The following is a 15,044-nucleotide window of genomic DNA, read 5'->3' as shown; positions in this document are numbered from 1 at the left end:
CACGCGGTCCCAACGCCGCGCGCGCTCTCTGTAAGGAGAGACTACATGACTGATTCGACTGCCGCCGACGCCACCCTTGCGCCTGTCGCAAAGCCCGCCACCAAGCCGGCGCGTCCCTATTTCTCTTCCGGTCCCTGCGCCAAGCCTCCCGGCTGGTCGCCCGAGAAGCTCGCCACCGAGTCGCTCGGCCGCTCGCACCGCTCCAAGCTTGGCAAGACCCGCCTCCAATATTGCATCGACTTGATGCGCGAGATGCTGCGCCTGCCCGATACGCACCGTATCGGCATCGTGCCCGGCTCGGACACCGGCGCCTTCGAAATGGCGATGTGGACGATGCTCGGCGCCCGCGGCGTCACCACGCTCGCCTGGGAAAGCTTCGGTGAAGGTTGGGTCACCGATGCGGTCAAGCAATTGAAGCTGGAACCGAACGTCGTCCGCGCCGATTATGGCCAGCTCCCCGATCTCGACGCACTCGACTGGTCGACCGACGTGCTGTTCACCTGGAACGGCACCACGAGCGGCGTGCGCGTGCCGGACGGCGAGTGGATCCCGGCGGACCGCGAGGGGCTGAGCTTCGCCGACGCGACCAGCGCGGTGTTCGCCTATGACCTGCCCTGGGACAAGATCGACGTCGCCACCTTCTCCTGGCAGAAGGTGCTGGGCGGCGAGGGCGCGCATGGCGTGCTGATCCTCGGCCCGCGCGCGGTCGAGCGTCTCACCGAATACACCCCGTCCTGGCCGCTTCCCAAGGTGTTCCGCCTCGTCTCCAAGGGCGCGCTCGCCGAGGGCGTGTTCAAGGGCGAGACGATCAACACCCCCTCGATGCTCGCCGTCGAGGATGCGATCTTCGCGCTCGAATGGGCCAGGGGCCTGGGCGGCCTCGACGGGCTGATGGCCCGCTCGAATGCCAATGCCGATGCGCTGAACAAGATCGTCGCGGCGCGCCCGTGGCTCGGCCATCTCGCCGAGCTGCACGGTATCCGCTCGAAGACCAGCGTGTGCCTCACCGTCGAGGGTGCCGACGAAGCCTTCATCAAGAAGTTCTCCGCCCTGCTCGAGAAGGAAGGCGCGGCCTATGACATCGCCGGCTATCGCGACGCGCCGGCGGGTCTGCGCATCTGGTGCGGCGCCACCGTCGATACCGCCGATATCGAGGCGCTCGGCCCCTGGCTCGACTGGGCCTACGCCGAAGCCAAGGCGGGCTGACCTTCTAGCCCTCTCCCGCTTGCGGGAGAGGGTTGGGTGAGGGTCAGAGCTGGCCGCACCCACACACCCCCGATCTACAGACACCCTCACCCCGACCCTCTCCCGCAAGCGGGAGAGGGAGATGGAGGACAAAATGCCCAAGGTACTGATTTCCGACAAGATGGATCCCAAGGCCGCCGAGATCTTCCGCGCACGCGGCGTCGAGGTCGACGAGATCACCGGCAAGACCCCCGAGGAGCTCAAGGCGATCATCGGCCAGTATGACGGCCTGGCCATCCGCAGCTCGACCAAGGCGACCAAGGAAATCCTCGAGGCCGCGACCAACCTCAAGGTGATCGGCCGCGCCGGCATCGGCGTCGACAATGTCGATATCCCCGCCGCCTCGGCCAAGGGCGTGGTGGTGATGAACACCCCGTTCGGCAACTCGATCACCACCGCCGAGCACGCCATCGCGCTGATGTTCGCGCTCGCTCGCCAGCTGCCCGAGGCCGACCTCTCCACCCAGGCGGGCAAGTGGGAGAAGAACCGCTTCATGGGCGTCGAGCTGACCGGCAAGACGCTCGGCCTGATCGGCGCCGGCAATATCGGCTCGATCGTCGCCGATCGCGCCCAGGGCCTGAAGATGAAGGTCGTCGCCTTCGATCCGTTCCTGACGCCCGAGCGCGCGATCGAGATGGGCGTGGAGAAGGTGTCGCTCGACGACCTGCTGCTGCGCGCCGACTTCATCACGCTGCACACGCCGCTGACCGACCAGACCCGCAACATCCTCTCGGCCGAGAACCTCGCCAAGACCAAGCGCGGCGTGCGCATCATCAACTGCGCGCGCGGCGGCCTGATCGACGAGGCGGCGCTCAAGGAAGGCCTGGAATCGGGTCACATCGCCGGCGCCGCGCTCGACGTGTTCGCCGTGGAGCCCGCCAAGGAACATCCGCTGTTCGGCACGCCGAACTTCGTCTCGACTCCGCACCTCGGCGCGTCGACCACCGAAGCCCAGGTCAATGTGGCGATCCAGGTCGCCGAGCAGATGGCCGATTTCCTCGTCTCGGGCGGCGTCACCAACGCGCTCAACATGCCGAGCCTCTCGGCCGAGGAAGCCCCGCGCCTCAAGCCGTACATGGCGCTCGCCGAGAAGCTCGGCAGCCTGGTCGGCCAGCTCGCGCATGGCGATCTCAAGAACATCGCGATCGAGAGCGAAGGCGCTGCCGCCGAGCTCAACCAGAAGCCGATCGTCGGCGCGGTGCTCGCCGGGCTGATGCGCGTCCATTCGGACACGGTGAACATGGTCAACGCGCCGTTCCTCGCCAAGGAGCGCGGGCTCGACGTGCGCGAAGTCCGTCACGACCGCGAGGGCGATTACCACACGATGGTCCGCGTCACCGTCGGCACTGCCCAGGGCGATCGCTCGGTCGCCGGCACGCTGTTCGGCAACGCCGCGCCGCGCCTGGTCGAGCTGTTCGGCATCAAGGTCGAGGCCGATCTCGCCGGCCCGATGCTCTACATCGTCAACGAGGACGCGCCGGGCTTCATCGGCCGCCTCGGCACCACGCTGGGCGAGGCGGGCGTCAACATCGGCACCTTCCACCTCGGCCGCCGCGAAGCAGGTGGCGAAGCCATCCTGCTGCTCTCGGTCGACGATGTCGTCAGCGAAGCGCTCCTCGCCCAGGTCCGCGCGCTCCCGGGCGTGAAGACCGCGATGGCGCTGACGTTTTGACCAATCCCGTCATCCCGGCGAAAGCCGGGATCTCAGGTGAAGGCGCCATGCCCGTCGCACGAGATCCCGGCTTCCGTCGGGATGACGCTTTGGTCTAGGGGAGCGGGCATGAGCGGATTACTTCCCGAAGGCTTCCACGATCGCCTCCCTCCCGCGGCCGATGCCGCCACCCGGCTGGAGAGCCGCGTGCTCGGCGTCGCGCGCGCCTATGGCTATGAGCAGGTTGATCCCCCGCTCGCCGAATTCGCCGACGAGCTGAGCGCCCGCCTCAAGGCCGCTGGCGGCCTGCGCGATGCGGTGCGCTTCGTCGATCCGGTGTCGCAGCGCACGCTGGCGATCCGGCCCGATCTCACCGCGCAGGTCGGCCGCATCGCCGTCACCCGCATGGGTCACCACCCGCGCCCGGTGCGCCTTTCCTATGCCGGTCCGGTGATCAAGCTCTCGGCTTCCGAGCTCGATCCGCTGCGTGCCACCCGCCAGATTGGTGCCGAACTGATTGGCCTCGATACCGTCGCCGCCGCCACCGAAGTGGTGCGCGTCGCGATCGAGGCGCTGCAGGCAGGCGGGGTCGAGGGCATCGCGCTCGATTTCACCTTGCCCGATCTGGTCGATTGCCTCGCCGGCGACAGCCTGACACGCGCCCAGCTCGCGACCCTGCGCGAACGTCTCGACGCCAAGGACGCAGCCGGCGTCGCCGCGATCGACCCGCGCTATCTGCCGCTGATCGAGGCCGCCGGCCCGTTCGATGCCGCGGTCGAGCGCCTGCGCGCAATCGACGCCGGCAAGGCACTCGCCACCCGTCTCGACGGCCTTGCCGAAATCGCCGCGAGCATCCGCGGCCAGGCCGCGCTCACCCTCGATCCCACCGAGCGCCACGGCTTCGAATATCAGAGCTGGCTCGGCTTCTCGCTCTTCGCTCGCGGCGTGCGCGGCGAGATCGGTCGGGGCGGCACCTATACGATCCTCCACGGCAATGGCCGCGAGGAAGCTGCGGTCGGTTTCTCGCTCTATGCCGATCCGATCCTGTACGCGGGCATCGGCGCCGGCGATCGCCGCCGGCTGTTCCTGCCCTTCGGCACGCCCGCCGGCATCGGCGCGAAGCTGCGCGAAGAGGGCTGGGTGACGGTCGCCGCGCTCGAGGAAGACGACACGCCTGAGGCGCAGCTCTGCACGCACGTGCTGCGCGACGGGGCACCGTCGGCGGTCTGATCCACCGAGTTGCTTGCAATGTAGGATTTCACGTGTTTGCCTGAAGCCGTCGATCCCCGTGCTCGGCCGCTCTTTCAGACCGTAGGAAATATAGGACTCGTCCCGCGCAACAATGCTGCGAGATGCGCGGCGTTTCCCGGAACTGTGTCAACGCAAGCGCGTCGAAAACCCGCTTTTGGCATGTACTCCGTGTACTTTGCCGAGTCGCGCAGCGCTGCTGCCGTAGGATCAGCGGGCGAGCAGTTCCGCCTCGCGCCCGTCGAGAAACGCCGTAACCGCCGCCGTCACGGCGTCGCGGAAGCGCGCATCCTCGGCGAGCTGGGCCGGGAACACCTGGCGCAGCGCCAGCACCGCGGCCGCCGGGTCGCCACTCGACGCCGCGCCGGCCAACACCTCCGCCAGCGGATCGGTGATCGTCTCTCCCGCCTTCGCCTTGCGGTTGAGGAACGCGATCCACGCCGCCACCGGCACGGCGAGCCGCGCCACGTCCTCACCTGCCGCCAGCTTGTCGCGGACCGTGTCGAGCAGGCGATAGGGCAGCTTCTGCGAACCGTCCCAGGCGATCTGGCTCAGCAAGTGGCGGATCGCCGGATTGCGGAAGCGGTCGAACACCGCATCGGCATAGCCCTGCACGTCGAGGCCCTCGACCGGCTTGAGCGACTGCGCGATGTCCTCGTGCATCAGCCGGCCGGCGAAGCCGCCCAGCGCCGGATCGCTCACCGCTTCGAACACGGTCTCGTGGCCGAGCGCCAGGCCGATATAGGCAAGGCTGGAATGTGCGCCGTTGAGGATGCGCAGCTTGGCCTGCTCATAGCCCTGTACGTCGTTGGTCAGCGTCACGCCCGCGCCGGCGAGATCGGGACCGTCGGCCAGGTCGAACCGCTGGAGCACCCACTGGGTGAAGCGCTCGCGCTGCACCGCCGCCTGATCCTCGACGCCCAGCTCCCCGGCCATCTTGGCGAGGAAGGCGGGGTCGCTCGCCGGCGTGATCGAATCGACCATCGAATCGGGGAAGGCGACTTCGCCGGCGATCCAGTCGGCCAGCCCGGCGTCCCATTCGCGGGCCAGCGCGACACAGGCGGCGCGGAGCTTGCCGCCATTGCCGGTCATGTTGTCGCAGCACAGCATCGCAAAGGGCGCGGCACGGGCGGCACGGCGATCGGCCAGGCCCGAGACGATCCAGCCGATCACGCTTGCCGGCTCGCCCGGCCGGGCACGGTCATGGACGATGTCGGGATGATTGAAGTCCAGGCTGCCATCGGCGGCGAGGCAATAGCCCTTCTCGGTCACCGTGCTGGTGGCGAGCTTGACCGTGGGATCGGCGAGCAGGGTGCGCAGCCTGGTGCCTTCGCCCGGGCCGATCGCGTCGGAATGGGCGGCGATGATCCGGGTGGCCGGCTCGCGGTCGATGATCGCCAGCGTGTAGAGCCCGTCCTGCGCCTTCAGCGCATCGACCGTGCCGGCGCTGCGCAACGAGACCGCGGCGATGCCCCAGCGCGGATCGCCGTCCAGCACTCGGTCGAAATAGGCGGTCTGGTGCGCGCGGTGGAAGGCCCCGGGGCCGAAATGGACCACGCCGGTGCGGATGGCGGCGGGGTCGTGCCCGGGCCGGGTGACGGCAGCGGGAAGCGAGGCGAGGGCGGCGCGCGAAAGGCTGGTCATGCCCCCGGTGTCAACGCGCCCGGGCAGGTAAAGTCAATGGCCCGGCATTGCGTTCCGCGGGCTCGGCATCACATCAGTAGCTGTGCACCGACCCTCCGGTCTCGGCACCCGGAATCCGCGATCCGGTGTAGCTCCGCCTAGAGACCGCACCCTCGGGCATCAGGAAGCGGACCTGGCGGTTCGGGAAGTCGATATCGACTCGCCGAAAGGCGCGAAGTGCGTCCATGCCGAGCAGCAATGCCGGCCGCTTGGTCAGCCCGAAGCGCTCGAACGGAGTCACATCGGCAAAGGCGACGGGCATCTCGCCGAAGCGGACCTTGCCGATCAGGATGTCGGGCACCTTGGTGTAGTCGGCGCTGGTCTGCGCGCCGGTCACGCTGGTGAGCTGGATCCGCTGGGCCTTGAGGGCATTGCGGCCGACCCGCTTGCGCAAGGCGCTGTTGCCCATCGTCACCTGGCTACCGGTGTCCAGCACCACCTGGATGCGCGTCGAGCCATAATAGGCGTCGGTCACGATCAGCTGGCCGAACACATTCTTGGCGGTGACGATGATCTCGTCGGGATCGCGCCGGGAGACCGCCTTGCGCTTCACGCTGGGGCGCACAGCCATGGTGCCCTTCTCGAAGTCGATGGTCACCTGATGGTTACGCAGCGTGTCGATGCCGAGCAGGCCGAGCGCACCGAGATTGCGGGCCTCCAGCGCCGGGGCGACGATGGTGTGCTGCTCGCCGATCGACTTGATGCTCAGTCCGGGCACGATCACCGTGCCGACCGTGTCGCGCCCCGTCATCGAAGTGATGATCACCGGCGACGCCGCGCCGAGCCGCAGCGATCCGGCGAGCTCGCGCGCAATGACGGTACGCTCGGCACCGGTGTCGATGATGAAATTATAGGGGCCGCTATTGCCCACCGCGACGGGGACGGTGAGGCGCTTGTCGATCTCGCCCAGCGCCAGCAGCGTCGCCTCGACATCTTCGGGCGTGGGCAAGGTCAGATCGGGATCCTGAACCCGCACCGTCGGCGGCGGGGCGTGCTCGGTCGGGTTCTGGGTTAGGTCACGCGCTCCGGCGGTGGCGGCCAGCGGGAGCAGGAGAAGCACTGCGAGCCTTTTCATGCTTGTGAAGATACACCTTCGCATGCTGCGCAGCAATCTGTCTGGAATGTTTCCGTCGCAGCCTAGTCCAGCCGCATCGCTTCGGCGGCGATGTCCTCCGCTTCCATCAGCAGCGCGTCCTCGGTCATGCCCTGGGCGACATTCTCGCGGCCGATCATGATGAGGACGGGCACGGCCATTGGGGAGACGCGGGGCAGGTCGATGTGCAGCATCGTGTCGGCGGCGGTGTCGAGCAGATGGCCGAGGCGACCGACATCGGTCATCCGCGCCCGGGCATCGGCCCAGGCGGCGCGCAGCAGCAGATGGTCGGGCTCGTATTTGCGCAGCACGTCGTAGATCAGGTCGGTCGAGAAGGTGATCTGGCGCCCGGTCTTCTTCTTGCCCGGATGCTGTCGCTCGACCAGCCCTCCGATGATCGCCACTTCGCGAAAGGCCCGCTTGAGCAGCGCCGAGCCCTGCACCCACTCGACGAACTCATGCTCGAGGATGTCGGGCGAGAAGAGCGCGGCGGGATCCTCGATCTTCTCCAGCCCATAGACGGCGAGCGCATAGTCGTTGGCGACGAAGCCGAGCGGCTTGAGCCCCAGTGCCTCCATCCGCCGCGTGATCAGCATGCCGAGCGACTGGTGTGCGTTCCAGCCCTCGAAGCTGTAGGCGACCATGTGGTGCTTCCCTTCGTGCGGGAAGGTCTCGACGAGCAACTGGCCAGGGGCGGGGATGGCCGAGCGGCGTTCCTGGACCTCGAGCCATTCGCGGACGTCGTCGGGAAAGCGGCGCCACTGGCTGCGGTCATGAAGGAAATGGCGGACCCGCTCGGCCAAAGTCGCGGTGATCGCCAGCCGCGCGCCCATGTACGAGACATAGCGCGCCGGCTTGGCGGTGGCGCGGACGATCAGGTCGGTCAGCTCGACTCGCTCGACCTCCACCGCCATGCCAGCGAAGACGAACGCGTCGCCCGGCGAGAGCTGGGTGCCGAAGGCCTCCTCGACCTTGCCGAGCCGCCGGCCATTCTTGAAGCGCACTTCCATCATCGGTGATTCGACGATGATGCCGGCGTTCAGTCGATGCTGCGCAACAAAGGCCGGCGTGGTCACCCGCCACAGCCCGTCCTTGCCCTTGGTCAGCCGCTTGAACTTGTCATAGGCGCGCAGGGCATAGCCGCCATCTGCGATGAACCCCAGCACCCGGTCGAACGTCTCGTCGGGGAGTGCCGAATAGGGCAATGCTGCGCGGATCTCGTGCAGCAACTGGTCGCGATCGAAGGGCGCGGCGCAGGCGCAGGCCATGACGTGCTGGGCCAGCACATCGAGCGCGCCGGGGCGAAAGACGTCGGGGTCGAGCTCGCCATGCTCGACGGCATCCAGTGCTGCGCGGGCCTCGAGATATTCGAAGCGGTTGCCGGGGACGAGCACGGCCTCGCTGGGCTCGTCGAGCCGGTGGTTCGCGCGGCCGATGCGCTGGAGGAGGCGCGAGGATCCCTTGGGCGCGCCCATCTGGATCACGCAGTCGACATCGCCCCAATCGACGCCGAGGTCGAGACTGGCGGTAGCGACCAGCGCGCGCAGCTGCCCGTCGGCCATCGCCTGCTCGGCCCGCTGGCGCGCCTCCAGGCTCAGGCTGCCATGATGCACGCCGATCGGTAGCTTGAGCTCGTTGACCTTCCACAGCTGCTGGAAGACCAGCTCGGCCAGGCCGCGGGTGTTGCAGAAGACGATCGTCGTCTTGTGCGTCTCGATCTCGGCCATGACCTGCGGGATCGCATAGACGCCGGAATGGCCGGCCCAAGGCACGCGGTCCTCGGGGAGCAGGATCGCGACATTGGGCTCGGCGCCCTTCTCGCCCTGCACCAGCGTCACCGCGTCGATGTCGCCATGCGGGGCGAGCCAGGCGCGATAGCCATCGGGTTCCGCCACCGTTGCCGAGAGTGCGACGCGGCGCAGGTTCGGCGCGAGGCGCTGGAGCCGGGCCATGGCCAGGGCGAGCAGGTCGCCACGCTTGCCGGTGGCGAAGGCGTGGACCTCGTCGATCACTACTGTCCTCAGCCCCGCGAACATCCTCAGACTGTCTTCGTAGGACAGCAACAGGCTGAGCGACTCCGGCGTGGTCAGCAGGATCTGCGGTGGGCGCGCGCGCTGGCGGACCTTCTTCTCCCAGGGCGTGTCGCCGGTGCGCGTCTCGACGCGGATGGGCGCGCCCATCTCGTCTATCGGCGTGAGCAGGTTGCGCTGCACGTCGACCGCCAGTGCCTTGAGCGGCGAGATGTAGAGCGTGTGCAGCCCGTCGGCCGGTTCCTCGATCAGCTCGGCCAGCGTCGGCAGGAAGCCGGCCAGCGTCTTGCCCGCCCCGGTCGGTGCCACCAGCAGCGCATGCTCGCCCCGGCGGCCGGCCTCGAGCATCTCGAGCTGGTGGCGGCGCGGCGCCCAGCCGCGGCTTGCGAACCAGTCCTGCAATATCGGGGGAAGCTGGGAACCAAGGGCCATCCCGCCCATATAGGCATGATGGCGAAGCTCGGCGACTGGATCGATCCTAGACCCACCGGCATCTATCTGGCCGCGGCCGATATCTGGATCGACCCGTCGCAGCCGGTTCGTCGCGCGCTGGTCACGCACGGCCATGCCGATCACGCCCGGGGCGGGCATGAGGCGGTGTGGGCGACGCCGCAGACGCTGGCGATCATGGAGGCGCGCTATGGCCCCCAGAACGCCAATCCGGTCGATTATGGCGAGCGCATCACGATGCACGGCATCGATATCCGCTTCGTACCCGCCGGCCATGTCCTCGGCTCCGCCCAGATCGTGCTCGAGCATCGCGGCGAGCGGATCGTCGTTTCGGGCGACTACAAGCGCCGACCCGACCCGACCTGCGCGCCGTTCGAGCCGGTGCCGTGCGACGTGTTCGTCACCGAGGCGACCTTCGGGCTACCCGTCTTCCGCCACCCCGAGACGCATGACGAGCTCGACAAGCTCCTCGCCGCGCTGCGTGCAAATCCGGAGCGCTGCGTGCTGGTCGGCGCCTATGCGCTGGGCAAGGCGCAGCGGGTGATCAGCGAGCTGCGCGTGATGGGGTTCGACGATCCCATCTACATCCACGGCGCGCTCCAGCGGCTCTGCGACCTCTATGTCGAGCAGGGCGTCGACCTGGGCGAACTGCGCCCGGCCACCGGTGTTGCCAAGGCCGAGCTGCAGGGGCGGATCATCCTGTGTCCGCCGGGCGCGCTCAACGACCGCTGGTCGCGGCGATTGCCGGATCCGATCACGGCGATGGCGTCGGGCTGGATGCGGGTCCGCCAGCGCGCCAGGCAGCGCAATGTCGAACTGCCTCTCATCCTCTCCGACCATGCCGACTGGGACGAGCTGACCCGCACGATCCAGGAGCTGGAACCGCGCGAGGTATGGGTGACGCATGGTCGCGAGGACGCGCTGGTCCATTGGTGCCGGCTCCACCAGGTCAAGGCGCGGGCGCTCGATCTGGCCGGGTTCGAGGACGAAGACGACTGATCGCGCGGTCCAACAGGCGCGAGGTCGATTCGTTGGCAAAGTTCACAAAGTTCGTGCCCAGAGCGGATTTCCGGTGCGCCTAAATTGACAAGGTTGGCGGAAATGCTGCGCATCTCGCAACATTGTTGCGCTCGCGCGTTCCTATTTTTCCAACAAATTGAAAGAGCAGCGAAATTTCTCCCGACCGCGTGAGCAGAACAGACGAAATCCTACATTGCAAGCAGGGGGAAATCAGGCTGCGGCGCGGTCCGAGCCGGCGAACAGCCAGGCCTCGGCGGCCCAGCTGTCGTCGAAGCAGCGGGCGGTGCGGCGATCGAGCGCGCGCTGGAGCTGGGTACGCGCCAAGGTCCTGCCGATCACGAAGGCGAGCCGGCGCGAGCGATAGATCGGATCGGCGAGCATCGCGCGGAACATCTCGACGCTGTCCTGCGACTGGATCTTCATGTCGCTCAGGTCATTGAGCGTGAGATGCTGGTTGGGGCCGCAGCGCAGTTGGGTGTGCGCCACGGCGCGCGCCGCCAGGAATGCATCGATGTCCTCGGGCGTGAAGAAGCCGCTCATCCGGATACGGACGAGATCACGCGCAGGATCGACATCGATGGCAAAATCGGCGGACATGGAGTTGGCGATAGCCCGAGCCTTGCTACCAAATCGCTAAGGGCGGTTTCCCTAGCGTCGCTTCGTCCAGGCAAGCGTGGCGACCACTGGGTAATGGTCCGAGGGGTAGAGTTCGCCGCGATGCGCATCGATCGTGCGGAACGCCAGCGGACGGAAGCCGCGCGCCAGGATCCAGTCGATCCGACGATCGGGCGCGCCCTTGAAGCCGTGGAAGGTCGCCTCCGGACCCTCGGGCTTGTGTACCGCACTGCGGACATCGGCGAGGTCCTGGCTGAGCAGCGCGTGCGGCTTCGCCTCGGGCCCGATGTTGAAATCGCCGGTCAGCACCACCGGCACATCCTTGGGCAGAGCCGCGATGCGGCGGCGGAGCAGCTCGGCGCATTTCTCGCGCGCCGCTTCGTCCTCGGCGCGATAGGGGAAATGGGTGTTGAGCAGGTAGAAGCGCTTGCCCGCCCTGGTCTCGAACAGGCCCCAGGTCACCATGCGCGGGAAGATGTTGCCCCAGCTGATGCTGGCGACTGTATCCGGAGCGTCGGACAGCCAGAAATTGCCCTGCTCGACCAGCTTGAGCCGGTCGCGGCGATAGAAGACGCCCATATGCTCGTCGGCATGGTCGCCACGGCGGTCGACCCCGAACCAGCTATACTGGGGCAGCTTGGCGACGAGATAATCGCCCTGGAGCTGGAACAGCTCCTGCGTGCCGACCACATCGGGTGCAGCGGCGGCGACCGTCTCGACGAACAGGTCGCGGCGCTTCTCCCAGACATTGGCGCCGTCATTGGGCGAGGGATAGCGGACGTTGAAGCTCATCACGACGAGCTTGTCCTGCGCCTGCGCCGCGACGGGAGCGAGCAGGGCGAGCACCAACCACAGGAAACGAATCAACCCACGCCCTCCAGTGCCTTTTGCCGGCGCCGCTGCACCGAGCTGCCGATCCCCATCGCCTCGCGATATTTGGCGACGGTGCGCCGGGCGATGTCGAAGCCCTTTGCATTGAGCAGCTCGACCAGCGTGTCGTCGGACAGGATCTTCTTGGGATCCTCGGCCTGGATCAGCGTGCGGATCGCGTTCTTCACGGCTTCCGCCGAGACCGCGTCGCCGCCCTCCGAGGACTGGATCGCCGAAGTGAAGAAATATTTCAGCTCGAACAGCCCGCGTGCGCAGCTGAGATACTTGTTCGAGGTGACACGGCTCACCGTCGATTCGTGCATCTCGATCGCCTCGGCGACCTGACGCAGGGTCATCGGCTTGAGATGCGCGACGCCCTTGAGGAAGAACGCTTCCTGCTGCTTCACGATCTCGCTGGCGACCTTGATGATCGTGCGCTGGCGCTGGTCGAGCGCCTTCACCAGCCAGTTGGCGCTGGCCAGCATGTCGGTGAGCCAGGCCTTGCTCGCCTTGTCCTGCGGGCCGGAGGAGACTTCGGTGTAATAGGCGCGGTTGACGAGCAGCCTGGGCAGCGTCGCTGCGTTGATCTCGACCGCCCAGCCGGCGCCGCGGCGCGCGACGAAGATGTCGGGAGTGACCGCAAGCGTGGGTTCCCCGCCATAGCGGCAGCCGGGCTTGGGATCGTAGTTGCGCAGCTCGCGGATCATGTCCGCCAGATCCTCATCATCGACGTCGCAGATGCGCTTGAGCCGCGGCAGGTCGCCGCGCGCGACGAGATCGAGATTGTCGATCAGCCGCGCCATGCAGGGATCGTAGCGATCGGCCTCCTTCGCCTGGAGCGCGAGGCATTCGGCCAGGTTGCGCGCGCCGACGCCGGTGGGGTCGAAGGTCTGGATGGTCGCCAGCACATCTTCCACCCGGGCGAGCGCCACGTTGAGCCGGTTGGCGATGTCGAGCAGGGGCGCAGTGAGATAACCGGCCTCGTCGATCTGGTCGATCAGATGCGCGGCGATGAACAGGTCGCCGCCGTCGATGCTCGCTCCGGCCTGGGCCATCAGATGATCGGCGAGGCTGAGATCGCTGCTGCCGAGATTGTCGAAGTCCGGCCCGTCTTCCGACCCGCCACCGCCGGTGCCGGTTAGGCCCAGGCTGCCGTCGAGCCCGCCGCCGGCACCGATCGTGTCGCTGCCGCTGTCATGGTGGAAGGTCTCGGCGGCGAAATCGACGTCGAGCGCCGCTTCGCCCGAGGCTTCGCCGCCGCCGGCGATCAGTTCGCTGGCATCGGCCGGGCCGTCCCGCTCCTCGAAGTCGAAATCGGGCTCGGGGGCATCGGGAGCCTCGCTGCCGCTCTCGCGCTCGTCATTGCCGGTGCCGCCGTTCTCGAGCAGCGGGTTCTTCTCCAGCTCCTCGGCGATGAAGGTCTCGATCTCGAGGTTCGAGAGCGCCAGCAGCTTGATCGCCTGCTGGAGCTGCGGCGTCATCACCAGCGATTGCGACTGGCGCAGATCGAGGCGAGGCGCGAGACTCATGCCAAGGCCGTCACCCTGGCGAAAGCCGGGGTCTCATGCGGCAGGCGCGTGCGATACGGCCTGAGATCCCGGCTTTCGCCGGGATGACGGCTAGGAAAGGCGCCGCCTTTCATAGACTACAGCTCGAAGCTCTCGCCCAGATACAGGCGGCGGACATTCTCGTCCTTGACGAGATCGCCTGGCGCGCCGGCGAAGAGCACGCGGCCATCATAGATGATGTAGCCGCGATCGACGATGTCGAGCGTCTCGCGGACATTGTGATCGGTGATCAGCACGCCGATGCCGCGCTTCTTGAGCTGGATGATCAGGTCGCGGATGTCGGAGATCGAGATGGGATCGATGCCGGCGAACGGCTCGTCGAGCAGGATGATCGTCGGATCGGCGGCCAGCGCGCGGGCGATCTCGGCGCGGCGGCGCTCGCCGCCCGACAGCGCCATGGCCGGCGCGGCGCGCAGGCGGGTGAGGCCGAATTCCTCGAGCAGCTCGTCGAGCCGGCGCTTGCGCGCGTCCTTGTCGGGTTCGGCCAGCTCGAGCACCGCCAGGATGTTGCCCTCCACGGTGAGGCCGCGGAAGATCGAGGTCTCCTGGGGGAGATAGCCGAGGCCCAGGATCGCGCGGCGATACATGGGCAGGCGGGTGATGTCCTCGCCGTCGAGCATGATGCGCCCGCTGTCGGGCTTCACCAGCCCCATCACCGAATAGAAGCAGGTGGTCTTGCCGGCGCCGTTGGGGCCGAGCAGGCCGACCACTTCGCCGCGGCCGACCGAGACCGAGACGTCGGTGAGCACCACGCGCTTGTCGTACGACTTGGCGATCGAGACGACGGCGAGGCCCTTGTCGGGCAGCGGGGCGGGATCCGCGACGGGCGTTTCGAGGGTGGCGGCGTCGGTCATACTCGGTCCCTGCATGGACGGTTCGCGGTTCCGGCGGGATTCCCCGTGGCCGTTTGGCAGGATTCCTGCATGAAGACGGCCGGGAAGGGAAGAGCCCGCGCGGCGTGCCGAGGAAAAAGGGCGATTACTGCTTGGGTGTCGGCGTGGCGGTGGGCGCGGGCGACGGCGTAGTGGCGCGCTGCGGCACGTTGAAGCGTCCGGTCACGCGGCCGCCGCGACTCTGCACGCCCGGGGTGCCCGGCGTTGCCGACCCGCCGACGCCCGATCCGTCGATCGTCGCGCGGCCGGTGTCGAGATTGATGACCAGCCGTCCGCCCGAGACGACATTGCCCGCCTGCTTCAGGGTGACGCCGCCGACCATGGTGATGATCCGCTTGTTGACGTCGTACACGGCATATTGGCCGGTCGCGCTCTGATCCGGGCGGGTGATGTTGACCCCGCCGGAGGCGTCGATGCGCGTCACCTCGGGCGAGCCGTTGGTGATCTGGCCGACATAGGCGAGCGTGACGCGCGCCGCGATCAGCGTCATCTCCGCCTGCTTGATCCGCACGCCACCCGAGAGGAGGACGCGGTTCGCCTTGTCCTGCAGCTCGATGTGCTGGGCGTCGAAATCGATCGGCGCGTTGCTGTCGTGCCGCTGCTGCGCAGCCGCAGGCGATGCGGCAAGCAGCGCCAGCGTGAAGCCGATCGGAAGCAGGGCAGTCGCACGGATCATGA

Annotated in this window: 12 protein-coding genes; 4 read left to right on the top strand and 8 right to left on the bottom strand. The window is 67.6% G+C overall.

Annotated features, from left to right (window positions below):
- Positions 1–45: 45 nt before the first annotated feature.
- The 3 genes from GGR46_RS22435 (at position 46) to GGR46_RS22425 (ending at position 4,126) form a co-directional block, all read left to right on the top strand.
- The gene (locus GGR46_RS22435) at positions 46–1,206 is read left to right on the top strand and encodes a phosphoserine transaminase (RefSeq protein WP_184000301.1); all 1,161 of its coding nucleotides are present in this window, start codon (positions 46–48) and stop codon (positions 1,204–1,206) included.
- Positions 1,207–1,339: 133 nt separating this feature from the next.
- A complete protein-coding gene (serA, locus tag GGR46_RS22430; protein WP_184000300.1) occupies positions 1,340–2,917 on the top strand; it encodes a phosphoglycerate dehydrogenase in 1,578 nt (525 codons plus the stop codon).
- Between the two features lie 108 nt (positions 2,918–3,025).
- Positions 3,026–4,126 (top strand): ATP phosphoribosyltransferase regulatory subunit, encoded by a 1,101-nt coding sequence (locus GGR46_RS22425; protein WP_184000299.1) that lies wholly within the window; start codon positions 3,026–3,028, stop codon positions 4,124–4,126.
- 228 nt (positions 4,127–4,354) lie between these two features.
- Here GGR46_RS22425 and GGR46_RS22420 read toward each other — a convergent pair whose 3' ends face one another.
- From GGR46_RS22420 to GGR46_RS22410, 3 genes are all read right to left on the bottom strand, one after another.
- Positions 4,355–5,788: a mannitol dehydrogenase family protein gene (locus GGR46_RS22420; protein WP_184000298.1), complete on the bottom strand. Its 1,434-nt coding sequence runs from the start codon at positions 5,786–5,788 to the stop codon at positions 4,355–4,357.
- A gap of 73 nt (positions 5,789–5,861) precedes the next feature.
- A complete protein-coding gene (locus GGR46_RS22415) occupies positions 5,862–6,902 on the bottom strand; it encodes an aspartyl protease family protein (protein ID WP_184000297.1) in 1,041 nt (346 codons plus the stop codon).
- Between the two features lie 62 nt (positions 6,903–6,964).
- The gene (locus GGR46_RS22410) at positions 6,965–9,382 is read right to left on the bottom strand and encodes a ligase-associated DNA damage response DEXH box helicase (protein WP_184000296.1); all 2,418 of its coding nucleotides are present in this window, start codon (positions 9,380–9,382) and stop codon (positions 6,965–6,967) included.
- An 18-nt stretch (positions 9,383–9,400) separates the two neighbouring features.
- On the opposite strand from GGR46_RS22410, the gene GGR46_RS22405 reads away from it, so the two are divergent.
- Positions 9,401–10,399, top strand: coding sequence for a ligase-associated DNA damage response exonuclease (locus tag GGR46_RS22405; RefSeq protein WP_184000295.1), 999 nt, complete (start codon positions 9,401–9,403; stop codon positions 10,397–10,399).
- A 231-nt stretch (positions 10,400–10,630) separates the two neighbouring features.
- On the opposite strand, the gene GGR46_RS22400 is transcribed toward GGR46_RS22405, so the two are convergent.
- From GGR46_RS22400 to GGR46_RS22380, 5 genes are all read right to left on the bottom strand, one after another.
- Positions 10,631–11,017 carry a hypothetical protein gene (locus tag GGR46_RS22400; protein ID WP_184000294.1) on the bottom strand — a complete coding sequence of 129 codons (387 nt, stop codon included), beginning with the start codon at positions 11,015–11,017 and terminating at the stop codon, positions 10,631–10,633.
- Between the two features lie 51 nt (positions 11,018–11,068).
- Positions 11,069–11,902 carry an endonuclease/exonuclease/phosphatase family protein gene (locus GGR46_RS22395; protein ID WP_246426308.1) on the bottom strand — a complete coding sequence of 278 codons (834 nt, stop codon included), beginning with the start codon at positions 11,900–11,902 and terminating at the stop codon, positions 11,069–11,071.
- Complete coding sequence (rpoN, locus tag GGR46_RS22390; protein WP_184000293.1) at positions 11,899–13,434, bottom strand: RNA polymerase factor sigma-54; 1,536 nt, start codon at positions 13,432–13,434, stop codon at positions 11,899–11,901. Before rpoN ends, GGR46_RS22395 begins: the two co-directional genes overlap by 4 nt.
- Before the next feature lie 116 nt (positions 13,435–13,550).
- Positions 13,551–14,327: an LPS export ABC transporter ATP-binding protein gene (gene lptB / locus GGR46_RS22385; RefSeq protein ID WP_184000292.1), complete on the bottom strand. Its 777-nt coding sequence runs from the start codon at positions 14,325–14,327 to the stop codon at positions 13,551–13,553.
- A 124-nt stretch (positions 14,328–14,451) separates the two neighbouring features.
- Positions 14,452–15,042 (bottom strand): LptA/OstA family protein, encoded by a 591-nt coding sequence (locus tag GGR46_RS22380; protein ID WP_184000291.1) that lies wholly within the window; start codon positions 15,040–15,042, stop codon positions 14,452–14,454.
- Positions 15,043–15,044: the final 2 nt, after the last annotated feature.

The sequence above is a fragment of the Sphingomonas kyeonggiensis genome (assembly GCF_014196745.1).
In the GTDB taxonomy this organism is placed as follows: domain Bacteria; phylum Pseudomonadota; class Alphaproteobacteria; order Sphingomonadales; family Sphingomonadaceae; genus Sphingomonas; species Sphingomonas kyeonggiensis.
This window is presented reverse-complemented; position numbering and strand designations above follow the sequence as displayed.

Bases quoted from the DNA above. Each gene is read 5' to 3' on its own strand.
- GGR46_RS22435 (WP_184000301.1), top strand. From the start codon at position 46: ATGACTGATTCGACTGCCGCCGACGCCACCCTTGCGCCTGTCGCAAAG.
- serA (WP_184000300.1), top strand. From the start codon at position 1,340: ATGCCCAAGGTACTGATTTCCGACAAGATGGATCCCAAGGCCGCCGAG.
- GGR46_RS22425 (WP_184000299.1), top strand. From the start codon at position 3,026: ATGAGCGGATTACTTCCCGAAGGCTTCCACGATCGCCTCCCTCCCGCG.
- GGR46_RS22420 (WP_184000298.1), bottom strand. From the start codon at position 5,788: ATGACCAGCCTTTCGCGCGCCGCCCTCGCCTCGCTTCCCGCTGCCGTC.
- GGR46_RS22415 (WP_184000297.1), bottom strand. From the start codon at position 6,902: ATGAAAAGGCTCGCAGTGCTTCTCCTGCTCCCGCTGGCCGCCACCGCC.
- GGR46_RS22410 (WP_184000296.1), bottom strand. From the start codon at position 9,382: ATGGCCCTTGGTTCCCAGCTTCCCCCGATATTGCAGGACTGGTTCGCA.
- GGR46_RS22405 (WP_184000295.1), top strand. From the start codon at position 9,401: ATGGCGAAGCTCGGCGACTGGATCGATCCTAGACCCACCGGCATCTAT.
- GGR46_RS22400 (WP_184000294.1), bottom strand. From the start codon at position 11,017: ATGTCCGCCGATTTTGCCATCGATGTCGATCCTGCGCGTGATCTCGTC.
- rpoN (WP_184000293.1), bottom strand. From the start codon at position 13,434: ATGAGTCTCGCGCCTCGCCTCGATCTGCGCCAGTCGCAATCGCTGGTG.
- lptB (WP_184000292.1), bottom strand. From the start codon at position 14,327: ATGACCGACGCCGCCACCCTCGAAACGCCCGTCGCGGATCCCGCCCCG.
- GGR46_RS22380 (WP_184000291.1), bottom strand. From the start codon at position 15,042: ATGATCCGTGCGACTGCCCTGCTTCCGATCGGCTTCACGCTGGCGCTG.